Here is an 18,639-nt window from a genome sequence, read left to right as displayed (position 1 = left end):
GCGAAGTAGCGATTTCGGGTTTGTGGCAGGGATTCCGCGGGCCCGGGTGTCTGCGGGTCAGCTGTAGACGTTCGTCTCGACCCACTCGGCGAGCTTGCGGGCCGCGGCGTCGACCAGGTCGGGCCACTCCATCGCACCCTCGTCGGCGTTGTCGGTGACCGCCTTGACCAGCCGGCACGGCAGCCCGAACCGTGCGCTCACATGCGCGACGGCGCAGCCCTCCATGTCGACGAGGTCGGCGTGCCGGGCCAGCTCGGACCGACGCAGCGGGTCGGCGACAAAGGTATCGCCCGAGGCCAAGACCGTGCCGTCACCGTCGGGCAGCTCCCAGCGGTCGGTCATCTCATAGCCCATCGCGCGCAACTCCGCGCTGCTGATGTCGTGCTCGAGGACGGCCGACGGCACGAACAGGTCGCGGCCGTCGCCGACGATCTCGTCGCGCAGCGCCCCGGCCGTGCCGATGTTGATCACCTGGCGGACGGGGGCTCCGGAGACCAGCTCGCGGGTCAGCTCGATCGAGGCGCGCACCTTCCCGATACCGGTGATCAGCAACCGCGACTCCTTGGGCAGGTGGCGCGCCTCGGCGCGCGTCGCGGACACGATCAGGACATTCTCGGGCAGCAGTTCGTCACCGGACACCGGCTGATTATCGCTTGCGTCGACCATGCATGAGCACCAGAGGCCGAACCGCTGTCAGGATCGCGAGCGCTCGGGTGTGCCTGCGCCCGGCCTCACCCGCGGGTGAGCGCGAGCGTCGTGCGGGCCGCGCGACCCAGCGCGGTGCCGTAGCTCGGCCCGTGACCGGCGGCGTGCACCGCGAGCGGATGCAGTTGGTGCACCTCGACCCGGTCTTGCCAACCCGGCTTCAGAGGGTGCACATCCTCGTATCCGGCGATGATGTCGCCGAGCAGCGGGCACCCGAAGAGGGCGAGCATCGCGAGGTCGGTCTCCCGGTGACCGCCATGTGCGGCCGGGTCGATCATCACCGCTCCGTTCGACGTCCACTGCACGTTGCCGTTCCACAGGTCGCCGTGGATCCGGGCCGCCGGTTCGTCGTCGTCGAAGACGCCACTCGAGATGAGCTCGCACGCCTCCACGACGACATCGAGGTCGGTGGACGTCAGATACCCGGCGTCGAGTGCGGGCTGCAGGTACGGCTCGACACGTTCCCGGGCGTAGAACTCGCCCCAGGTGTCGTATTCGACGGAACTGAGCGTGCGGCGACCGATGAACAGCTGGCCGTGGAATCCCTCAGGCGGTGACCCGAACCCGGGCGCACCGGCGTCGTGCGTACGTGCCAGCGCCGCACCGAACTCGCGTGCCGCACGTCTGTCGGGGCGTGCGGAGTCGAGCAGTTCCAGTTCGATGGCGTCGACGCCGACGCGCAGCACCTTCACCACGGGCGCTCCCGCGGCGGCGAGCCAGCGCAGACCCGCGGCCTCGGCCGCGAAGAAGTCGGGGTGACCGCCCGGTGGGCCGCTGTCGCGCAGCGTCTTCCGGAAGACCCGGCTCACTGCGCCGGATGCTCGTCGCGGGCGCGCGCCTCGAGTGCTGGACCGCTCACGCGTGCGAGTCGATCGAATCGGTCGTTGGCCACCCGCATCACGATCTCGTAGGGCAGGGCGAACTTCCGCGCCCACCAGTATCCGAAGCGGATGTCGAAGGACGTGTAGACCATGAAGCGATTCTTGCGAACTCCCTTGAGGATCGCCGCGGCCGCCTTCTCCGGAGACACCGCGACCTTGTGGAACCCGTTGATGGCGGCCTTGACCCGCGGATCCTCGCGGTTGACCCCGACGATCTCGACGGTGTCGACCAGCGGCGTGTTGACCCCGCCGGGGCACACCAGCGACACCCCGATGTGGTGGCGGCGCAGGTCGAATCGCAGCACCTCGGAGACCCCGCGCAACCCGAACTTGCTCGCGCTGTACGCGGCATGCCACGGCAGCGCGAGCAACCCCGCGGCCGAGGACACGTTGACGAGGTGTCCGCCCTGTCCGCGCCGGACCATCTGCGGCACAAAGCATTCGATGATGTGAATCGGACCCATCAGGTTGACGTCGACCATCGACTTCCAGTGCCGGTGCTCGAGGTTCTCGACCGTGCCCCAGGCGGAGATCCCGGCGATGTTCATCACCACGTCCATCACGCCGACCTCGGCGTCGACCTGACGGGCGAAGTTGCGCACCCACTCGTAGTCGGAGACGTCGCCGGCGACGTGATAGAGCACCGTGCCGCCGGCGCGTTTGACGTCGGCGACGACCCGGTCGAGCTGATCGGCGTGCAGGTCGGTGAGGACGAGCTCGGCCCCCTCCGCCGCGGCCGCCTCGGCCGTCGCCTTGCCGATACCGCTGGCGGCGCCGGTGATCAACACCTTGCGTCCGCGCAGCGAGGGAACCGGCGTGTCCATCACCAGGAGATCTCGAAGACCCATGTGCCCGAGGTTAGCCGCCCGGGACGTCCCGGCTCAGCCGATCGGCAGCTTCCCGTCGAAGAGTCCGTACAGAATCGTCAACATCGCCTTGAGGACCTCCGCCGACACGTCCTGCCCCTGGGTCGAGAGGAGCTGCAGGACGGCCTCGGAGTCCTCGGTGGACAGCAGCTGCTGGACGAACGGGATCACCGACGACAGACCGCTCGCGTCGTCGAACTGCGGCTGCGCGGGTGCGGGCCCGGTGCCGGCGGCGGCATTGCCGTTGACGTACTTGAGGATTCCGTCGGTGATGGCGAGCGCGTACTTGAGCTGGCCGTCACGCCCGGACAGTGCGGCGGCCTCGGCCGGATTCGACAGGTTGCCCATCTCGATGAAGACGGCCGGGACCTTGGTCAGGTTGACCGCGGCGATGTCGGACCGGGTCTGGATGCCGTTCTGCACGCCCGCGTAGTTGGCCGGCGGGAACCCGGCGGCGACGAACGCGTCGCGCATGATCGTCGACGCCTTGCGCCCTTCCCCGGACTGGACGCGGTTGACGGTGGCGTCCGGGATCGGCAGCGACGGCACGATCATGTGGAAGCCCTTCTTGGAGGCGTCCGCACCCCGGGTGGTCGAGTCGGCGTGCAGGCTGACCGCGACCGAGGCGCCGGATCGGCTCGCGGCGGCGGCACGCTCGTCGACGCAGCCGCCCCAGCCGGTGTCGTCATTGCGGCTCAGCACGACGCGGGCGCCCTGGCTCTCCAGGCCGGCCTTCACCAGCTGGCTGATCTGCCAGTTGATCGTGTGCTCCTTGGCGCCGTTGACGCCGGTCGCACCGCTGGTCTGGCAGTCCTTCTTGCCGCCCCGGCCGTCGGGCACCTGCTCGGACAGGTTGTGTCCGGCGGAGCTCCCCTGGTGACCCGGGTCGAGGAAGATCGTCTTCCCGGCCAGCGCGGTTCCGCGGGCAGGCTCGGCCTGCGCGGGCGCCACGGTCAGGTTCGACGCCACCACGGTCGACGCCACCGCCGCCGCGGCGAGAGCAGTCGTCATCATGCGCTTCTTCATCACGTTCTGGAACATCCGCGTTTCAAGGCGTCGATCTCCGCCGAATCGGTGGAAACCGGTCACCTTTCTCCTCCCGTTAGACACCATTGGTCACACTGGTCACAGACTTAACAGTGAAACAGGAGTTATGGAGTTTGCGAAATGATCGACCAGGCACAACGGGATTTCGTTAGCCAGATGTGACATGCAGGTCGGCGTGTCGTGTGATGTGCGCCACGTTTGTCCCGATTCTGCACCACCCCCCCGGCCGAGCGCAGCCTCACTCCGGCACGTGCCGCAGGACGCTCAGGATGCCGTTGGGGTCCTCGGGGTCGTCGGCCCGTGCGACGGCCTCCCAGAGCTCCGCGAGCACGTCCTCGCGGTCCATCCCGCGTCCGATCGCGACGAGTTCGGTCGACGGCCTCGCCCCGTCCCAGGGCTCGCGCGCGATGCGCAGGAAACCGCCGACACCGTGCACGATGAACTTCTGCCGGTACCGCGGCACGTCGAAGTGGACGACCCCCTTGATGCGAAAGCACCCGGCGGGCGGGCGCTCGAGGAACCGGGCGAGCCGACGCGGGTCGAGCGGTTCGCCGCTGCTGAACGACACCGACTCGTAGCCGGCGTGCAGGTGGTCGTGATGGTCGTGTCCCGCGGCCTCGAGCAACAACTCGTCGAGGGTGAGCTGCCCGCTGCGGGGCTCGTCCGGCGCCGCCTCGTCGACATCGAAGAGCAGCCCCGGATCGATCCGCGCCTCCTCGGTCGGCACCCGCGCGGCGGTGGGGTTCAGATGCGCCACGAGCTCTTCGACTCCGCGGCGGTCCTCTGCGGAGATGAGGTCGACCTTGTTGACCAGGATCAGGTCGGCGATCGCGATGTGCGCGTCGATCTCCGGGTGCTCGGCGCGGACGCGATCGATGTTCGCGGCGTCGACGACGTAGACGAGCCCGCCGTAACGCAGGCGCGGGTCCGCGACCGCGGTCACCATGCGGATGAGCGCCTTCGGTTCGGCGATCCCACTGGCCTCGATGACGATCGCGTCGATGCCGGCGCTCGGCCGCACCAGCGAGAGCAGAGCGTCTTCGAGGCCGTCGGCGTCGACGGTGCAGCACATGCAGCCGTTGCCGAGGCCGACCGTCCCGTCGGCCTGGGCCGACACCAGCAGGGCGTCGATGTTGACCGCGCCGAAGTCGTTGACCAGCACACCGAGGCGATTTCCGGATGCGCCGGCGGTGCGCAGCAGATGGTTGAGCAGGGTGGTCTTGCCCGACCCCAGGAAGCCCGCGACGACGATCACCGGAACCGGCGACCGCGTCCTGCGGGATGCATTCAGCCCAGGCATGCCGGGCAGATCACGGCGAGGTCTCGGCCCTCCCGGTCGGGGTGGTTCGCCACGTTGCCGGTCGGCGCACCGCATTCGACGCAGGTCCCGATGTCCTCGGCCTCGTCGGAGAATTTCATGGTCATCCGGTTGTCGAAGACGAACAGCGAACCCTTCCACAGCCCCTTGTCGCCGAACCGCTCTCCGTATCGGACGATGCCGCCGTCGAGCTGATACACCTCGCCGAACCCGCGCTTGCGCATCACGGAGGTCAGCACCTCGCACCGCACGCCCCCGGTGCAGTAGGTGACGACGGGACGGTCCTTGAGGTGGTCGTAGGCACCGCTCTCGATCAGCGGGACGAAGTCGCGCGTGGTCCGCGCCTTGGTGACCACCGCCCCCTCGAAGCGGCCGACCTGCGCCTCGATCTCGTTACGGCCGTCGAAGAACACGACCTCGTCCCCGCGTTCGGCGACGAGCCGGTGGACGTCCTCGGGGGCCAGCCGCTCGCCGCCGCCGACCACGCCGTTCTCGTCGACCTCGATCTCGTCGGGGACCCCGAACGTGACGATTTCGGGACGGACCCGGACGCTGAGTCGAGGGAAATCGTCGCCGGTTCCGTCGGACCATTTGATGTCCGCGCCCGCGAAGCCGGGATACGACTTCGTCGCCCTGACGTAGCGTTTCACGTCCTTGATGTCGCCGCCGACGGTGCCGTTGATCCCGTGCCGTGACACGATGATCCTGCCCCGCAGACCGAGCGACTCGCACACCGACTGCTGCCACAATCGAATGGCTTCCGGATCGGGAAGCGGGACGAAGACGTAGAACAGAACGATCTTGGGGGTCGACACAATGCAAGGGTACGGAAATCGTCGGAGGGCTCCCGTACACCTCCCCCGCTTCTCCGACTTCCGCCGACCTGCGCATTTCGGACGAATCGTCGGGGGTGGACTGGCGACTGTGGCGACCGCCACGCTCCTCACCGTCGCGGGGTGTTCGTTGCCGACCGACACCACCCCGTCGCGAATCGTCATTCCACCCACCGACGAGTTGTCCACGATCACCGAAGTGGAGTCCGCGTCGACGACGACCACCACACGTGAGGACCGGGCGGACAATCTCCCGGATTGGACCATCGGCCGCGTCGTCGCGTTGGCTCCCCGTGTTGACAACTCCCGCTTTCACCAGGGCTCGGTGAGTCCGGATTCGCCGATACAGGACTCCTCCGGCTTCCATTTCTCCACGCCTGACCGTTCGGTCAATTGCTCGACCGGCACCAGCGGCACCGGGGCGCTGGCCTGCCGAATCAACAACGGCGCGGATGCCGGGCCCACGACACAACGCAGCCGCCCCGCCGACACGTCGGGCGCTTGCGACTGGAGGCCCGATTACGTAATCCTCACCTCGGACGGTCCTCAGCGCGGCGCATGCGCCAATCGGTATCCGGTTCTCTATAGGTCATCAATTGTCGACTTCGGGCATACGATTTCGGTTTCTCGATTCTCCTGCCTGGTCGAGACGGTTGGCCTGTTCTGCCTCGAATCCCGTTCGAAATCCGGTTTCTCGGTGACCGAGAACGGTTACCGGACCATCTACGCCGCAGATCGAGCACCCGAGGATCTCGTACCGGTATCGGATGATGAAACCGATGAATCGTCCAGAAGTGCGACGACCATCACGCCCACGGGGCGGACACCCGGGACTCCGAACCGGGACACGACACGCCCGAGAGGGTCATCCAGTGGCAGTACAGAGCCAACTCGCTGAGAATTCGCGCGTCACGGCTTCCCTGATCGTTTTGAATACTTTATGGTCTAGTCGGGGGTTCTCAGCGACAGCTCACACTTTGGGTCTAGGCTGTGTACCGAAAAATGGATCAATACGGGGCGGATAAGGTTTAATAGTCCTTGCACAACCGTGTTGGTCGACATGACACAAATCGAGGGGAAAGCGTTTCATGGCTAAGAAGGAAATCGTTCAGGTCATCGATGATCTCGACGGCAAGGTGCTCGACCAGTACGAAACCGTTCGTTGGTCACTCGACGGCAAGAATTACGAGTTCGACACCTCGGCCAAGCATGCCCAGCAATTCCGTGATTCGCTGCAGAAGTACCTCGAGGTCTCGCGTCAGGTGGGCCGTACGACCAAGCGTTCGGCGGCGACGGCGACCACCTCGTCCGGCGGCGGCCGCAACAAGGAGACCACCAAGGCCATCCGCGAATGGGCCATCCGAGAGGGCTACGAGCTGAGCGACCGCGGCCGCATCCCGCAGAGCATCATCGAGGCCTTCGAAGCCGCGCACTGACTCGTTTCGGTGCCGTTCACGCCACTGTCTTCCTGCCGCCCGGACGCGCTCGTCGCGCCGGGCGGCAGGCGTTTGTGGCGTGTTCCACAGGGCGAACTGTCGAAACCACGACGGGTCGGGACATTCACATGAGGCCCCTTGCTCCGCTGGCCGCACCGGTCGACCCGGTGGAGGCCCTCACCCGAATCTCCTGGCTGCTCGAACAGCGTCGTGAGAGCACCTACCGCGTGGAGGCATTCCGACGCGCCGCCCAGGCCGCGTCCCGGCTCCGCCCCGACGACCTGCGTGCGAAGGCCGCCGCCGGCACCCTCACCTCCGTGAAGGGAATCGGCAAGACCACCGCCACCGTGGTGTCCCAGGCGGTCGACGGCGAACTGCCCGACTACCTCACGCGCCTCCAGGACGACGATCCGCCCTATCCGGCCGAGGACGCAGGCGAACTCGTCGCGTCCGTCGTCGGAGATCTCCATGCACACACCGACTGGAGCGACGGCGGCGCACCTCTCGGCGAAATGGCAGCAGCGGCACAGGCTTTCGGGCACGAATGGCTGGCGATCACCGACCACTCACCACGCCTGACGGTCGCCAACGGACTCAGCGCCGACCGCCTCGCCACTCAGATCGAGGAGATCGACGCGTGGAATACCGATCACACCAACGGTTTTCGGTTGCTGCGTGGCATCGAGATCGACATCCTCGACGACGGCGCGCTCGATCAGACCGACGAGTTGATCTCTCGGCTCGACGTGGTGACCGCGTCGGTGCACTCGAACCTGCGGATGGCCCACTCCCCCATGACCGAGCGGCTCGTCACCGCGGTGTCGGACCCGCGCGTGCACGTCCTCGGACACTGCACCGGCCGACGCGTCCTCACCGGACGCGGGCACCGGCCGCCCTCGACATTCGACGCCCGGGCCGTGTTCGAGGCGTGTGCCGCCACCGACACCGCCGTCGAGATCAATTCACGCCCCGAACGAGTCGACCCGCCCGACGATCTGATCCGCCTCGCGATCGACGCGGGCTGCCTCTTCGCCATCGACTCGGATGCGCACGCGCCCGGCCAGCTCGAGTTCAAGGTGCTCGGCGCCCGACGCGCCGTCGAGCACGGCATCGATCCCGACCGGATCGTCACGACCTGGTCGGCGGATCGGCTGCTGGACTGGCTTTCCCGATGAGCCGGGCGACCAGCGGGAACAGCAGGACCGTCGTCGCGCCGGCCGCCACCAGGGTCGACGCCAGGGATTCGGACATCAGATCGGACGAGACGGCGACCTCGGTGACGGCGACGATGATGGGCAGGCCGGTCGCGGCGAACAGCGCCAGCTGAGTCCGCTCCCTCGGATGCCGCAGAAAGTGACCGTCGTCGACGAAGCGGGCGCCCAACCACACCGGCAGCCCGCGCGCGATCGCGATCGCCGCCACCAGGATCACCCAGGCCCCGGGCATGTTCGCGACCGCCGAGACATCGATGTTCATGCCCGAGGTGACGAAGAAGATCGGGATGAGCACGCCGAAACCGATGACCTCGAGCGATTTGCCGATCTCCTGATGTTCCGGGCCGATGAGCCGGCGCAGGATGAGGCCGGCCGCGAAGGAACCGAGGACGACGTCGAGGTCGAAGACCGCGGCGACCGTCATCAGCGATACGAGCAGGAGTATCACCACTCGCACCGGCAACTGCACCGTCCCGCCGGACATCTGGGTGACGGCGGAGGCGAGGCCCGGGACGCGGGCCCGGATCTGACCGGGTGCGACCGCGATGAGCGCGGCCGCGACGAGGAACAACGCCAGCACGATGATGGCACCGCCCAGACCACGGCTGGTGAGCAGCAACGACATCGCCAGGACCGGCCCGAGCTCGCCCACCGCGCCATGCGCCATCACGGCCCGGCCCAGCGTGCTGCGGTCCAGCCCCGCCTGTTTGAGGATGGGAAGGAGCGTGCCCAAAGCCGTGGACGTGAGGGCGATCGCGATGGCGATGTGCGCGGTGAAGCCCTCCCGGCTGAACCCGAGGACAGCGGTGGCGGCCGCCGCGGCCACCGCTCCCCAGGCGATGAGCAGACCGGTCAGCCAGGACAGCTGCGCGACGCGGCCGGTCCTGCCGCCCAGCAGTTTCGGGTCGAGTTCGTAGCCGGCCAGCAGGAACAGCATGCCCAGTCCCAGCTGGCTGAGCATGTCCAGGCCGTCGCGCTCGGCCCAATCCAGCGCGTGCGGGCCCACCACGATCCCGAACACGAGGAGCAGCACCGCATCCGGGATGTACCCGCGTGACAGCCGCGACAGCAGCGGGGAGACGACGGCGATGGCGGCGACCCAGAACAGCGACTCGATCATCGATGTGGCGGTCGTGCCGGCCTCGGCGAGGAACATGGGAAACATCCTGGCATGACAGGGGTTCCCCGGGAATGGTCACAGCCGACGGGTCGGGTGTCGGGCCGGCCGGGACCCCGTCGGGCCGCAGTTCCGGGCGGCCGGGACCCCGTCAGGCCGCAACCCCCACCGGCCGGGACCCCGTCAAGCCGCAACCCCCACCGGCCGGGACTCCGTCAGGCCGGGGCGCCGACCCGATCGCGGAGGACCGGCAGCACCCCCTCGGCGAACCAGTACGCCTCCTCGATGTGCGGGTAGCCCGAGAGGATGAAGTGCGAGAACCCCTGCGCTTCGTATTCGCCGATGAGCGAGGCGACGTCGGCGTAGCTGCCGACGAGCGCGGTACCCGCTCCCCCGCGGATCAGGCCGACACCGGCCCACAGTCCCGGATGGATCTCCAGCGCGTCGCGCCGACCCCCATGCAGTCCGGCCATCCGGCGCTGGCCGATCGAGTCCGATCGGGAGTGCAACGCGAATGCGCTCTCGATCTCGTCGTCGGTGATGCCCGCGAGCAACGAGTCGGCGACCCGCCACGCCTCCTCGGCGGTCTCCCGGGCGATGACGTGCAGGCGCACACCGTATTCGAGGGTCCGTCCCACCTCGCCGGCGCGCCGGGCGACCTCGGCGATCTTCTCTCCCGCCACCGCCGGCGGCTCGCCCCAGGTCAGGTACACCTCGGCGCCCTCGGCAGCGACGGTCAACGCGGGATCCGAAGAGCCGCCGAAGAAGATCCGCGGACGCTTCTCGGGCGGGTCGGCGAGGAAGGCGCCGGCGATCTTGTAGAACTCGCCGTCGAAGTCGACCGTCTCCCCCTTCCACAGGCGGTCGATGATCTGGAGGAACTCGGCGGTGCGCTCGTACCGGCGATCGTGGTCCACCCAGTCGCCGAAGCGCCGCTGCTCCACCTCGTCGCCGCCGGTCACGATGTTCACCGCGACGCGTCCGCCGGAGAACCGCTGCAGGGTCGCCGCCTGCTGGGCGGCCAGCGTCGGCGAGATGAGTCCGGGCCGGAACGCGACGAGGAATGTCAGCTGTCGGGTGTGGGTGATGGCCGCGGCAGTGGTGAGCCACGCGTCCTCGCACCAGGTCCCGGTCGGTGTCAGCACGCTTTCGTATCCCAGCCGGTCCGCGGCGCGGGCGACGTCGAGGAGGTACGGCAGATCGGGCGCGCGGTAACCCGGCGGGTGGCGCTTGGTGGCCGAGGCGTGCGACGCCCCGACGATCCCGCGGCTGTCGCCCGCGGTGGGCAGGAACCAGTGGAAGTGGCTCATGGTCTCGATCCCTTCGGCTTTCGGCGGTCGGGCGGTCACGAGGCGGGCTGCCCCAAGTACTCCCCGAGCGCCCCGTTGTAACGGGTGTCGACGAAGTCGGCGAAGGTCGGCTCGCCCTGGATCTGACCGGATTTCGCGAATGCGTCGGCGAGTTGTTGCTGGGAGTCGACGACGGGGTCGGTGAGCTCGATCGCCGGACGCAGGCTGCGACCCTGGGCGACCCTTCCGGCCTCCGGGTCGATCCCGACCTCGGCGGAGTACTTCTGCGCCCATTCGTCGGGGTTGGCCTTGGCCCAGGCGGCGGCGCGGGCGATGCCGATGACGAGTTCGCGGACCGCGGTGTTGCGGCGCGGGTCGGCAAGGGCCTGGTCGGAGGCGATGCCGAAGCCGTAGCCGTTGGACACGCCCTCGGCGGTCACCAGGGTCTTCGGCTTGTTCTCGAGCTGCACGATCGCGGTGTACGGGTCCCAGATCGCCCACGCGTCCACGTTGCCGGAGGTGAAGGCGGACAACGCGTCCGCGGGCTGCAGGAACACCGGCTCGACGTCCTTGCCCGGTCCGAGCGTCAGGCCGGCCCTCCCGAGCTGCAGAAGCAGGTGGCCGTGGGCCGAGCTGCCCTTGGCGACGGCGACCTTCTTGCCCTTCAGGTCGGCGACGGACTCGAGGTCCGCGTCGCCGGGGATCAGGATCGCGTCGCCGCTCGCGTTGTTGGAGTACCCGGCCACCACCTTGACCTTCGCGTTCGACGCCGCGCCGAAGATCGGCGGGGTGTTGCCGGTGACGGCGAAGTCGATCTTGCCGGCGGTGGCCGCCTCGATCTGCGGAGGTCCGGAGGTGAAGGTGGAGAACTCGACGTCGAACGGCAGCTTCTCGAGCTCACCGGAGGCGCGGAGAAGGGCCTCCGTGCCGCCCTTCTGGTCTCCGACGCGCAACGTGAGACCGGAGAGCGAGCTCACCTCGACGGTCTCGTTCGCGATCGCGTCGGAGGCGTCGTCGCGCTGGACACACCCCGCCAGACCGGACGTCAGTGCGGCGGCGGCCAGCGCGGCGGCGACCGCCCGGATGCGACGGGATCGGCGTCGATGTGGGCGTGCGAGAACATCGGTGTTCGTCATCAGGGCTCTTTCGATGGGTGTGTCGAGGGTGTGGGCATGATCAGTGCGCGGAGTCGGTGACACCGAGCGCGGTGAGGAGTTCGGCTCGCAGACGTGGGATCTCGGGGTCGACATCGCCGATCCCGGCACGCGGGTTGGGGACGGCGATGTCCGCCACGATGCGCCCGTCGGCGAGCACGACGACGCGGTCGGCCAGGCGTAGCGCCTCGTCGACGTCGTGGGTGACGAGGAGAGCGCCGAAACCGTTGTCGCGCCAGAGGGTGATGAGGAGCTCGTGCATGGTGCGGCGTGTGAGCGCGTCGAGTGCGCCGAACGGTTCGTCGAGAAGGAGGAGCCGCGGCCGGGCGACGAGTGCCCGCGCCAACGAAACCCGTTGCGCCTGACCGCCAGACAACTGTGCGGGCCAGGCCCCGACCTTGTCGGTGAGTCCGACCTCGTCGAGTGTGCGTCGCGCGCGTTCTCGGGTCTGGGCCTTGCTCACCTTCTCACGGACCAGTCCGTATGCGACGTTCTGCAACACGGTGCGCCACGGGAACAGGCGCGGTTCCTGGAACGACACCGCCGGATGTCCCGCGGTGCGCACGCTGCCCGACTCGGTATGCGAGAGCCCGGCCAACAGGCGCAGCAGCGTGGACTTACCGCTGCCGCTGCGCCCGATCAGCGCGACGATCTCGTGGGCGCCGACCCGCAGGGTGACGTCGCGCAGGACCACGTTGTCGCCGTAACTGAGTCCGGCGTGTTCCATTTCGGCGGCGTAGCGCGGCGCGGCGGCGGGGTTCGCGGCGGCGGTCGTGGGGATCTCGAGGTCGCGGGTTGCGATGGCGGTCATGGTCTGGCCTTCCGTGCTCGATCGGGCGGACATGTGGTCAGCGGTTCTGGTAGCGGGTGGTGTGACGCTCGAGCGCCCGGACGATCGCATCGGTGATCAAACCCAGTGCGGCATAGACGATCAGGCCGAAGAAGATGATGTCGGTGCGCAGGAAGTCGCGAGCGTTGTTGATCAGGTAACCGAGGCCCGACGTGGCCGCGATCTGCTCGGCGACGATGAGGCTGAGCCAGGCGATCGCCAGGGCCTGACGCAGGCCGACGAGGATCTGCGGCATCGCGCCCGGGACGATCAGCTCCCGTATGGTGGCGAGTCGCGAGAATCCCAGCACCCGAGCGGTTTCCATGAGCTTCGGATCGATCTGCCGGATCGCCGCCGAGGTGTTGAGGTACAGGGGGAAGAGGGCGCCCAGCGCGACGAGCAGCACCTTGGGCGTCTCGCCGATCCCGAACCACAGGATGAACAGCGGGATGAGGCCGAACAACGGGAGCGCACGGATCGCCTGCATGTTGGGGTCGACGATCGAGTCGGCGTAGCGACTCAGGCCGACGAGCAGACCGAGCCCGACACCGACGGCGACACCGATGGCCAGGCCGATCGCGACGCGCTGCGCCGACGCCGCAATGGCGTCGAGGAGCTGGCCGTTGGACAACACTTCCCAGCCCGCCTCGGCGATGAGCGACGGTGCCGGCAGCCGGTCCTGCGGGATGATGCCGAAGGCGCTGCCGAGCTGCCACAGCACGAGCACCGCGACGGGTGAGAGTGCGCGCAGCACGGAGTGCAGACGACTCCCACCCGCCTTCGCACGAACGGATCCCGAATCCGCCGAAGCGGATTCGTCGGACGAGGCGACTCCGGACACGGGGAGGTTGGTGGACTGGTCGGACACGCGCCCGACGCTACGAACCGCGGGGTGGTCGGCGACACCCTTGGATTCACCCTGGGTCGAAGTCCGTCCGACTGCGGGTCATCGGGTACGGCGGATGATCACCGCGCTCGTGCCCGAGGCCGAGCCGATGATCTCGATGACCGGCCCACCCGGCCGATCGGGCGGTCCCGCCTTGTCTTTCACCCGCGACCAGCCGGAGAGGTGCAGGTCCTGGTACCGGACCTCCTGGTCGGGGCCGAGGCGCAGTTTCACCGTGGACACCGACACCTGCAGCTGGAGCAGTGTCGACGGACCGGCGAATCTCGCCATCGTGAAGTCGAGGTCGATGGTGCCGACCGACGCGGTCGCCAGGATCGACGGCGGCACGTACCACGACCCCTTGCGCCGAACCTCGTCCCACTCGGCGTCGAGGTGGAGTGGCTCGTAGGCCACCGGCGCCGGCGCCGGCGCCGACGCCTGCGCGGGCGGGTCGGGGAAGAGGAGAGCCGCGTTCGGCAGGTCCCGGAGCACCTCGCGGAGGTCGCGGCGGGTCTTCGCCGTGTACACGAGCCCGGACCGGTCCTCGAACTCGGCGATCTCCAGGTAGCCGGAGCTGAACGCGTCGTTGAGCAGCGCGATCGCACGCTCGCGCTCGGGGTGCCCGACCCTCAGGTCGTCGTCGGTGTGGCGGTCGACCATGTCCCCACCCTAGGCACCTGGTCGAGCGGGTATCCAGTCCCGCGGCACCGGCGGTGCGTGGCCGGGGCGGGGGCGCGCCGATGCCGGCGAACACCGGGTGCCGCCGTCGTCGACCACGGCGTGCAGAACGTGGGGAATCCGGCGGGTTCACGGCGTACCGTCCTCCGTGAACGGGAATCAGCGATCGACGGAGAGGCTCCATGACCACTTCGCAGGCGACGATGCCGGTGGCGTTCATCGGACACGGCAACCCGATGAACGCGCTCGAACGCAACCGCTACACCGAGGCGTGGCGCGCCCTGGGCCGGGCGGTGCCCAGGCCGCGGGCCATCCTCGTGATCTCCGCGCACTGGTACACCAACGCCACCGCGGTCACCGCGATGCCGCGACCGCGGACCATCCACGACTTCTACGGCTTCCCGCAGGAGTTGTTCGACGTGCAGTACCCGGCGCCGGGTGACCCGGAGGTCGCCGACATGGTCTGCGACGTGGTCGAACCGATCTGGTGCGGCCACGACGTCGACAGCTGGGGCATCGATCACGGCACGTGGTCGATCCTGGTCCACACCTTCCCCGACGCGTCGATCCCCGTTCTGCAGTTGTCGCTCAACGCCTTCGAGGACTTCGAGCACCACTTCGAACTGGGCCGCAGGCTGGCCGCGCTGCGGGAACAGGGCGTGCTGGTCATCGGCAGCGGCAACATCGTCCACAATCTGCGCGCCGTGGACTTCTCGAAGGCCGATTTCGGATACGACTGGGCCCAACGGTTCGACGAGGCGGCACGCGAGGCGCTACAGGACAACCCCGCCGACATCCTGCGTCTCGACGCCCATCCGGATTTCGACCTGGCGGTGCCGACCCCCGACCACTACCTTCCGCTGCTGTACATCGCCGGAATGGCGGCGGAGTCGCCGCTCGACCTGCTCGTCGACGGCCATGCCGCGGGCTCCATCTCGATGGCGGCCTACACGCAGGGACTCGATCTCGGGGCCTTGCAGTTCGGCGGCGACGGCGCCGCCGAACTGCCCGAGGACCTGCCGCCGACGGAGACGAATCTGTGAGTCAGGTCGCGAGCAGATCGTCGATCTGGTTGATCGCCGCGCTTGCGCCCTCGATGACACCCATCTCGAGAACCTTCTGGAGCGCCTCGGCGGAGTCATAGGTGGAGACGTAGGTCGCGATGGTCCCGTCGCCGTCGGCGGTGAAGGAGTAGACACACCGCGATTCGGGCATGTCCGGGATCTCGTTGAAGTCCTCGTCGGCGAACAGGTCGCGGAACGTGAACCCGTACGGCTCGTCGACGGTCTCGACGTGCCACAGGCCGGCGAACTTCTCCCCTTCCGGTGAGGTCATGTAGTAGGTGACCCGGCCGCCCGGACGCAATTCGTGGTCGACGAAGGTGGCGGGGAAACCCGGAGGACCCCAGATCTTTTCGAGCCGACGCGGGTCTGCGTAGACCTGCCACACGCGTTCCACCGGCGCCGCGAAGCGGGCGGTGATGGTGAGCGTTCGGGCGTCGACGTCGGTCTTGACATCGGTGACGGGCATGATCAGTCCCCCTCTGAGACGGGCTGTTCGGATTCGATCTGTTCTGTTGCCAGGAGTTCGTCGATGCGGGCGATACGACCTCGCCACACCTGTTCGAGTTCGGCGAGCATCGATGCCACCGAACGCACCGCGGACACATCACCGCTGGCCAGTTGTTCGCGACCCTGCCGACGTTTGGTCAGCAGCCCCGCCTTCTCCAGCACGGCGACGTGCTTCTGCACTGCCGCGAAGCTCATGTCGTATTTCGCGGCCAGCACCGATACGGAATGTTCACCGGCGAGCACCCGGCGCAGGATGTCGCGCCGCGTACGGTCCGCCAGGGCGTGGAACAGGGCATCGGCCCTGTCCTCGTCGTCTGGCACGGTGCCAGTGGTTCCGGACACACCTTTAACATACAACCAACTGGTTGTATGTCAAGTGGCAACTTCCGTTCCGCGGCCAGACGTGCCCTCTTCGGTTCATGCTGACGGCAATCCTGGCCTCCTCCACGCCGAGGATCTTCACTGGTCACAGGTACTCCGCGTAGTGACTCCGGCCGATGGGCCCCACGCGGTTCTCGACCAGACCCGAAGGAACTCCACGCCTCGTCAGCTTCATCTCGGCGGCTTCCTGATCGCCTCCCCCGTCACCCACTCCCACGCCGCCTGGCGTCATCCGGGTTCGGAGACCGACTACTTCGGCCCCGATCACTACCACCGCGTCGGTCGCATCCTCGAGCGCGGCAAATTCGACTTCGCGTTCTTCGCCGACCTGCTCGCCGCTCCGGTGCGTTTCGGCGGTGACCAGTCCGAGCCGCTCCGACGGGGAACCCAGGCCGCGGCCACCCTGGACCCGAGTCTCGTCGCGGCCGGTATCGCGGCGGTGACCACGAAGCTCGGTATCGCCGTGACGAAGTCGGCGACGTACTTTCATCCGTACGAACTCGCCCGCATCTTCGGCACGCTCGATCACCTCACGCGCGGCCGCGTCGCGTGGAACATCGTCACGTCGCTGTCGCAGGCCGAGGCACAGAACTTCGGTTTCGACGAGCACGTCGAGCACGAGGAACGGTACGCGCGCGCAGAGGAATTCGTGCACGCCGCGGTGAAGCTGTGGTCGAGCTGGGATGCCGACGCGGTCATCGCAAACAAGAAGTCGGGTGTCTGGGCCGACCCGTCGAGGATCCGTCCGGTCGACCACGACGGCCCCACCTACCGCACCCGCGGACCGCTGAACCAACCGCGGTCGCCGCAGCATCGCCCGGTGCTCATCCAGACCGGATCATCCGAGACCGGGAAGGAATTCGCGGCCCGCTGGGCGGAGGCGATCTTCGAGATCGATCCGACTCCCGAGGGGCGGCGCGCCTACTACGACGACGTGAAGTCGCGGGCCTCGAACCACGGCCGGAATCCCGACCACGTCAAGGTGTTCCCGTCGTTCATCCCGTTCATCGGCGAGACCGAGTCGATCGCACGCGAGAAGCAGGCGTTCCACAACGAGCTCGCCGACCCGATCTCCGGCCTGATCACCTTGTCGGTCCACACCGACCACGACTTCTCGGTCTACGACCTCGACGCGCCGGTCGAGGATGTCCAGGTCACCGGCACCCGGGGTCTGTTCGACGTCGCGCGTCGCCTCTCGCAGCGGGACAACCTGACCCTGCGCGACATCGGAAAGCTGTACGCGCAAGGCGTGCTGCTGCCGCAGTTCGTGGGCACCGCCTCCGATGTGGCCGACCAGATCGAGGAGTCGTTCGCCAACGGAGAGGCCGACGGGTTCATCGTGTCCAGCGCCCAGACCCCCGGCACCTTCAACGATTTCGTCGACTATGTGGTGCCCGAACTACAGCGCCGCGGCCTCTTTCGCACGCAGTACGAGGGTTCGACGCTGCGCGGGCACCTCGGCCTCGGCAGCGCCGAGGAGGATCTGCCCGCCGACGTCCGCGAGGCGGCCTCGCCGGTCGCCGTCTGATCGACGTCCGACCTGCCGACCGCGGCGCCGAACACGAACGGGGCGGGTCACCTTCGCGGTGATCCGCCCCGTCGTCGATGCTGATGCCGTTCGCCGGTCAGACCTTGCTCGGCTCCGGCGCCGAGGGGGCGTCGGACGCCCCGCCCAGCGCGAACTTCCCGTTCTCGAAAAGCAGCGGATAGAGAATGCCGCCGATGAGTCCGCCGATTAGCGGCGCAACCCAGAAGAGCCACAACTGTTCCGGGGCGCCGTTGCCGTTGAAGAAGGCGACACCGGTCGATCGTGCCGGGTTGACCGAGGTGTTGCTGATCGGGATGGAGATCAGGTGGATGAGGGTGAGGCTCAGGCCGATTGCCAACGGACCGAATCCGGCGGGTGCCCGATCGTCTGTGGAGCCCAGGACCACGATGAGGAAGAACGCGGTCAGCAGCGCCTCGGCGATGAACACCGCCAGCAGCGAGTAGTCGTTGGGCGAATGCTCGCCGTAGCCGTTGGCGGCCATGTTCCCGGTCGCCTCCCACCCGGGTTTCCCGCTCGCGATCACGTACAGGATCGTGCCGGCCAGCAGACCGCCGATGACCTGCGCGATCCAGTAGCCGGGCAGGTCCTTGACCGGCAGTCGCCCGCTGACCACGGCACCCAGCGTGATCGCCGGGTTGAAGTGGCCACCGGACACGTGACCGAGGGCGTACGCCATCGTCACCACGGTCAGGCCGAATGCGAGTGAGACACCGAGCAGACCGATGCCGAGCTGGATCAGGGTGTCGTTGTCCTCGCTGGCGTTCGCGACGTACTTCGCCGCGAAGATGGCGCTACCGCAGCCACCGAACACGAGCCAGAAGGTGCCGAACAATTCGGCCAGCAACCGTCGTGGAGTACTCGCCATGAGATGTTCTCCTCTGCCCG

General features: G+C 68.0%; 20 protein-coding genes. 5 read left to right on the top strand and 15 right to left on the bottom strand.

Features of this window, described 5'->3' with window-relative positions; all coding sequences use genetic code 11:
* Positions 1 to 57: 57 nt before the first annotated feature.
* The 6 genes from ABFT43_RS20830 to trhO all read right to left on the bottom strand — a co-directional run bounded on the left by ABFT43_RS20830 (position 58) and on the right by trhO (position 5,632).
* Positions 58 to 666: a nucleosidase gene (locus ABFT43_RS20830; RefSeq protein WP_347962183.1), complete on the bottom strand. Its 609-nt coding sequence runs from the start codon at positions 664 to 666 to the stop codon at positions 58 to 60.
* Positions 667 to 731: 65 nt separating this feature from the next.
* A complete protein-coding gene (locus ABFT43_RS20825; RefSeq protein ID WP_347962182.1) occupies positions 732 to 1,514 on the bottom strand; it encodes a fructosamine kinase family protein in 783 nt (260 codons plus the stop codon).
* Positions 1,511 to 2,434, bottom strand: coding sequence for an SDR family oxidoreductase (locus ABFT43_RS20820; protein WP_347962181.1), 924 nt, complete (start codon positions 2,432 to 2,434; stop codon positions 1,511 to 1,513). Before ABFT43_RS20820 ends, ABFT43_RS20825 begins: the two co-directional genes overlap by 4 nt.
* Before the next feature lie 33 nt (positions 2,435 to 2,467).
* Positions 2,468 to 3,493, bottom strand: a complete 1,026-nt coding sequence (locus ABFT43_RS20815; RefSeq protein WP_347962199.1) for an N-acetylmuramoyl-L-alanine amidase — start codon at positions 3,491 to 3,493, stop codon at positions 2,468 to 2,470.
* Positions 3,494 to 3,737: 244 nt separating this feature from the next.
* On the bottom strand, positions 3,738 to 4,799 hold the full coding sequence (locus ABFT43_RS20810) for a CobW family GTP-binding protein (RefSeq protein WP_347962180.1): 1,062 nt from the start codon (positions 4,797 to 4,799) through the stop codon (positions 3,738 to 3,740).
* Positions 4,787 to 5,632, bottom strand: a complete 846-nt coding sequence (gene trhO / locus ABFT43_RS20805) for an oxygen-dependent tRNA uridine(34) hydroxylase TrhO (RefSeq protein WP_347962179.1) — start codon at positions 5,630 to 5,632, stop codon at positions 4,787 to 4,789. Before trhO ends, ABFT43_RS20810 begins: the two co-directional genes overlap by 13 nt.
* Position 5,633: 1 nt before the next feature.
* Here trhO and ABFT43_RS20800 point away from each other — a divergent pair, with 1 nt between their 5' ends.
* The 3 genes from ABFT43_RS20800 to ABFT43_RS20790 all read left to right on the top strand — a co-directional run bounded on the left by ABFT43_RS20800 (position 5,634) and on the right by ABFT43_RS20790 (position 8,261).
* Positions 5,634 to 6,548 (top strand): hypothetical protein, encoded by a 915-nt coding sequence (locus ABFT43_RS20800; RefSeq protein WP_457590201.1) that lies wholly within the window; start codon positions 5,634 to 5,636, stop codon positions 6,546 to 6,548.
* 190 nt (positions 6,549 to 6,738) lie between these two features.
* The gene (locus ABFT43_RS20795; RefSeq protein ID WP_347962177.1) at positions 6,739 to 7,086 is read left to right on the top strand and encodes a histone-like nucleoid-structuring protein Lsr2; all 348 of its coding nucleotides are present in this window, start codon (positions 6,739 to 6,741) and stop codon (positions 7,084 to 7,086) included.
* Positions 7,087 to 7,214: 128 nt separating this feature from the next.
* On the top strand, positions 7,215 to 8,261 hold the full coding sequence (locus tag ABFT43_RS20790) for a PHP domain-containing protein (RefSeq protein ID WP_347962176.1): 1,047 nt from the start codon (positions 7,215 to 7,217) through the stop codon (positions 8,259 to 8,261).
* On the opposite strand, the gene ABFT43_RS20785 is transcribed toward ABFT43_RS20790, so the two are convergent.
* The 6 genes from ABFT43_RS20785 to ABFT43_RS20760 all read right to left on the bottom strand — a co-directional run bounded on the left by ABFT43_RS20785 (position 8,215) and on the right by ABFT43_RS20760 (position 14,235).
* Positions 8,215 to 9,456 carry a cation:proton antiporter gene (locus ABFT43_RS20785; RefSeq protein ID WP_347962198.1) on the bottom strand — a complete coding sequence of 414 codons (1,242 nt, stop codon included), beginning with the start codon at positions 9,454 to 9,456 and terminating at the stop codon, positions 8,215 to 8,217. The genes ABFT43_RS20790 and ABFT43_RS20785 overlap by 47 nt on opposite strands.
* Positions 9,457 to 9,632: 176 nt before the next feature.
* Positions 9,633 to 10,727 (bottom strand): LLM class flavin-dependent oxidoreductase, encoded by a 1,095-nt coding sequence (locus ABFT43_RS20780; RefSeq protein WP_347962175.1) that lies wholly within the window; start codon positions 10,725 to 10,727, stop codon positions 9,633 to 9,635.
* 35 nt (positions 10,728 to 10,762) lie between these two features.
* Positions 10,763 to 11,842, bottom strand: a complete 1,080-nt coding sequence (locus ABFT43_RS20775) for an ABC transporter substrate-binding protein (protein WP_347962174.1) — start codon at positions 11,840 to 11,842, stop codon at positions 10,763 to 10,765.
* A 40-nt stretch (positions 11,843 to 11,882) separates the two neighbouring features.
* On the bottom strand, positions 11,883 to 12,641 hold the full coding sequence (locus ABFT43_RS20770; protein WP_457590204.1) for an ABC transporter ATP-binding protein: 759 nt from the start codon (positions 12,639 to 12,641) through the stop codon (positions 11,883 to 11,885).
* A 67-nt stretch (positions 12,642 to 12,708) separates the two neighbouring features.
* Positions 12,709 to 13,530, bottom strand: coding sequence for an ABC transporter permease (locus ABFT43_RS20765; protein WP_457590203.1), 822 nt, complete (start codon positions 13,528 to 13,530; stop codon positions 12,709 to 12,711).
* Between the two features lie 105 nt (positions 13,531 to 13,635).
* Positions 13,636 to 14,235, bottom strand: a complete 600-nt coding sequence (locus ABFT43_RS20760) for a DUF1707 SHOCT-like domain-containing protein (protein WP_347962172.1) — start codon at positions 14,233 to 14,235, stop codon at positions 13,636 to 13,638.
* A 221-nt stretch (positions 14,236 to 14,456) separates the two neighbouring features.
* On the opposite strand from ABFT43_RS20760, the gene ygiD reads away from it, so the two are divergent.
* On the top strand, positions 14,457 to 15,296 hold the full coding sequence (ygiD, locus tag ABFT43_RS20755) for a 4,5-DOPA-extradiol-dioxygenase (RefSeq protein ID WP_457590202.1): 840 nt from the start codon (positions 14,457 to 14,459) through the stop codon (positions 15,294 to 15,296).
* A 1-nt stretch (position 15,297) separates the two neighbouring features.
* Here the strand turns inward: ygiD and ABFT43_RS20750 are convergent, their stop codons facing one another.
* Positions 15,298 to 15,783 carry an SRPBCC family protein gene (locus tag ABFT43_RS20750; protein ID WP_347962170.1) on the bottom strand — a complete coding sequence of 162 codons (486 nt, stop codon included), beginning with the start codon at positions 15,781 to 15,783 and terminating at the stop codon, positions 15,298 to 15,300.
* A gap of 2 nt (positions 15,784 to 15,785) precedes the next feature.
* A complete protein-coding gene (locus ABFT43_RS20745) occupies positions 15,786 to 16,166 on the bottom strand; it encodes an ArsR/SmtB family transcription factor (RefSeq protein ID WP_347962169.1) in 381 nt (126 codons plus the stop codon).
* A 142-nt stretch (positions 16,167 to 16,308) separates the two neighbouring features.
* Here ABFT43_RS20745 and ABFT43_RS20740 point away from each other — a divergent pair, with 142 nt between their 5' ends.
* A complete protein-coding gene (locus tag ABFT43_RS20740; RefSeq protein WP_347962168.1) occupies positions 16,309 to 17,733 on the top strand; it encodes an LLM class flavin-dependent oxidoreductase in 1,425 nt (474 codons plus the stop codon).
* Between the two features lie 97 nt (positions 17,734 to 17,830).
* Here the strand turns inward: ABFT43_RS20740 and aqpZ are convergent, their stop codons facing one another.
* The gene (gene aqpZ / locus ABFT43_RS20735; protein ID WP_347962167.1) at positions 17,831 to 18,619 is read right to left on the bottom strand and encodes an aquaporin Z; all 789 of its coding nucleotides are present in this window, start codon (positions 18,617 to 18,619) and stop codon (positions 17,831 to 17,833) included.
* Positions 18,620 to 18,639: the final 20 nt, after the last annotated feature.

This window comes from Gordonia aurantiaca (assembly GCF_039939235.1).
GTDB lineage: Bacteria > Actinomycetota > Actinomycetes > Mycobacteriales > Mycobacteriaceae > Gordonia.
The sequence above is the reverse complement of the archived record's forward strand: the minus strand, read 5'-3'. Positions and strand labels throughout refer to the sequence as shown.

Excerpts from the sequence above, each read along its gene's own strand:
- ABFT43_RS20815 (WP_347962199.1), bottom strand. The coding sequence starts at position 3,493 with ATGTTCCAGAACGTGATGAAGAAGCGCATGATGACGACTGCTCTCGCC.
- ABFT43_RS20820 (WP_347962181.1), bottom strand. The coding sequence starts at position 2,434 with ATGGGTCTTCGAGATCTCCTGGTGATGGACACGCCGGTTCCCTCGCTG.
- ygiD (WP_457590202.1), top strand. The coding sequence starts at position 14,457 with ATGCCGGTGGCGTTCATCGGACACGGCAACCCGATGAACGCGCTCGAA.
- ABFT43_RS20810 (WP_347962180.1), bottom strand. The coding sequence starts at position 4,799 with ATGCCTGGGCTGAATGCATCCCGCAGGACGCGGTCGCCGGTTCCGGTG.
- ABFT43_RS20780 (WP_347962175.1), bottom strand. The coding sequence starts at position 10,727 with ATGAGCCACTTCCACTGGTTCCTGCCCACCGCGGGCGACAGCCGCGGG.
- ABFT43_RS20775 (WP_347962174.1), bottom strand. The coding sequence starts at position 11,842 with ATGACGAACACCGATGTTCTCGCACGCCCACATCGACGCCGATCCCGT.
- ABFT43_RS20795 (WP_347962177.1), top strand. The coding sequence starts at position 6,739 with ATGGCTAAGAAGGAAATCGTTCAGGTCATCGATGATCTCGACGGCAAG.
- aqpZ (WP_347962167.1), bottom strand. The coding sequence starts at position 18,619 with ATGGCGAGTACTCCACGACGGTTGCTGGCCGAATTGTTCGGCACCTTC.
- ABFT43_RS20800 (WP_457590201.1), top strand. The coding sequence starts at position 5,634 with ATGCAAGGGTACGGAAATCGTCGGAGGGCTCCCGTACACCTCCCCCGC.
- ABFT43_RS20760 (WP_347962172.1), bottom strand. The coding sequence starts at position 14,235 with ATGGTCGACCGCCACACCGACGACGACCTGAGGGTCGGGCACCCCGAG.
- ABFT43_RS20750 (WP_347962170.1), bottom strand. The coding sequence starts at position 15,783 with ATGCCCGTCACCGATGTCAAGACCGACGTCGACGCCCGAACGCTCACC.
- ABFT43_RS20790 (WP_347962176.1), top strand. The coding sequence starts at position 7,215 with ATGAGGCCCCTTGCTCCGCTGGCCGCACCGGTCGACCCGGTGGAGGCC.
- ABFT43_RS20785 (WP_347962198.1), bottom strand. The coding sequence starts at position 9,456 with ATGTTCCTCGCCGAGGCCGGCACGACCGCCACATCGATGATCGAGTCG.
- ABFT43_RS20830 (WP_347962183.1), bottom strand. The coding sequence starts at position 666 with ATGGTCGACGCAAGCGATAATCAGCCGGTGTCCGGTGACGAACTGCTG.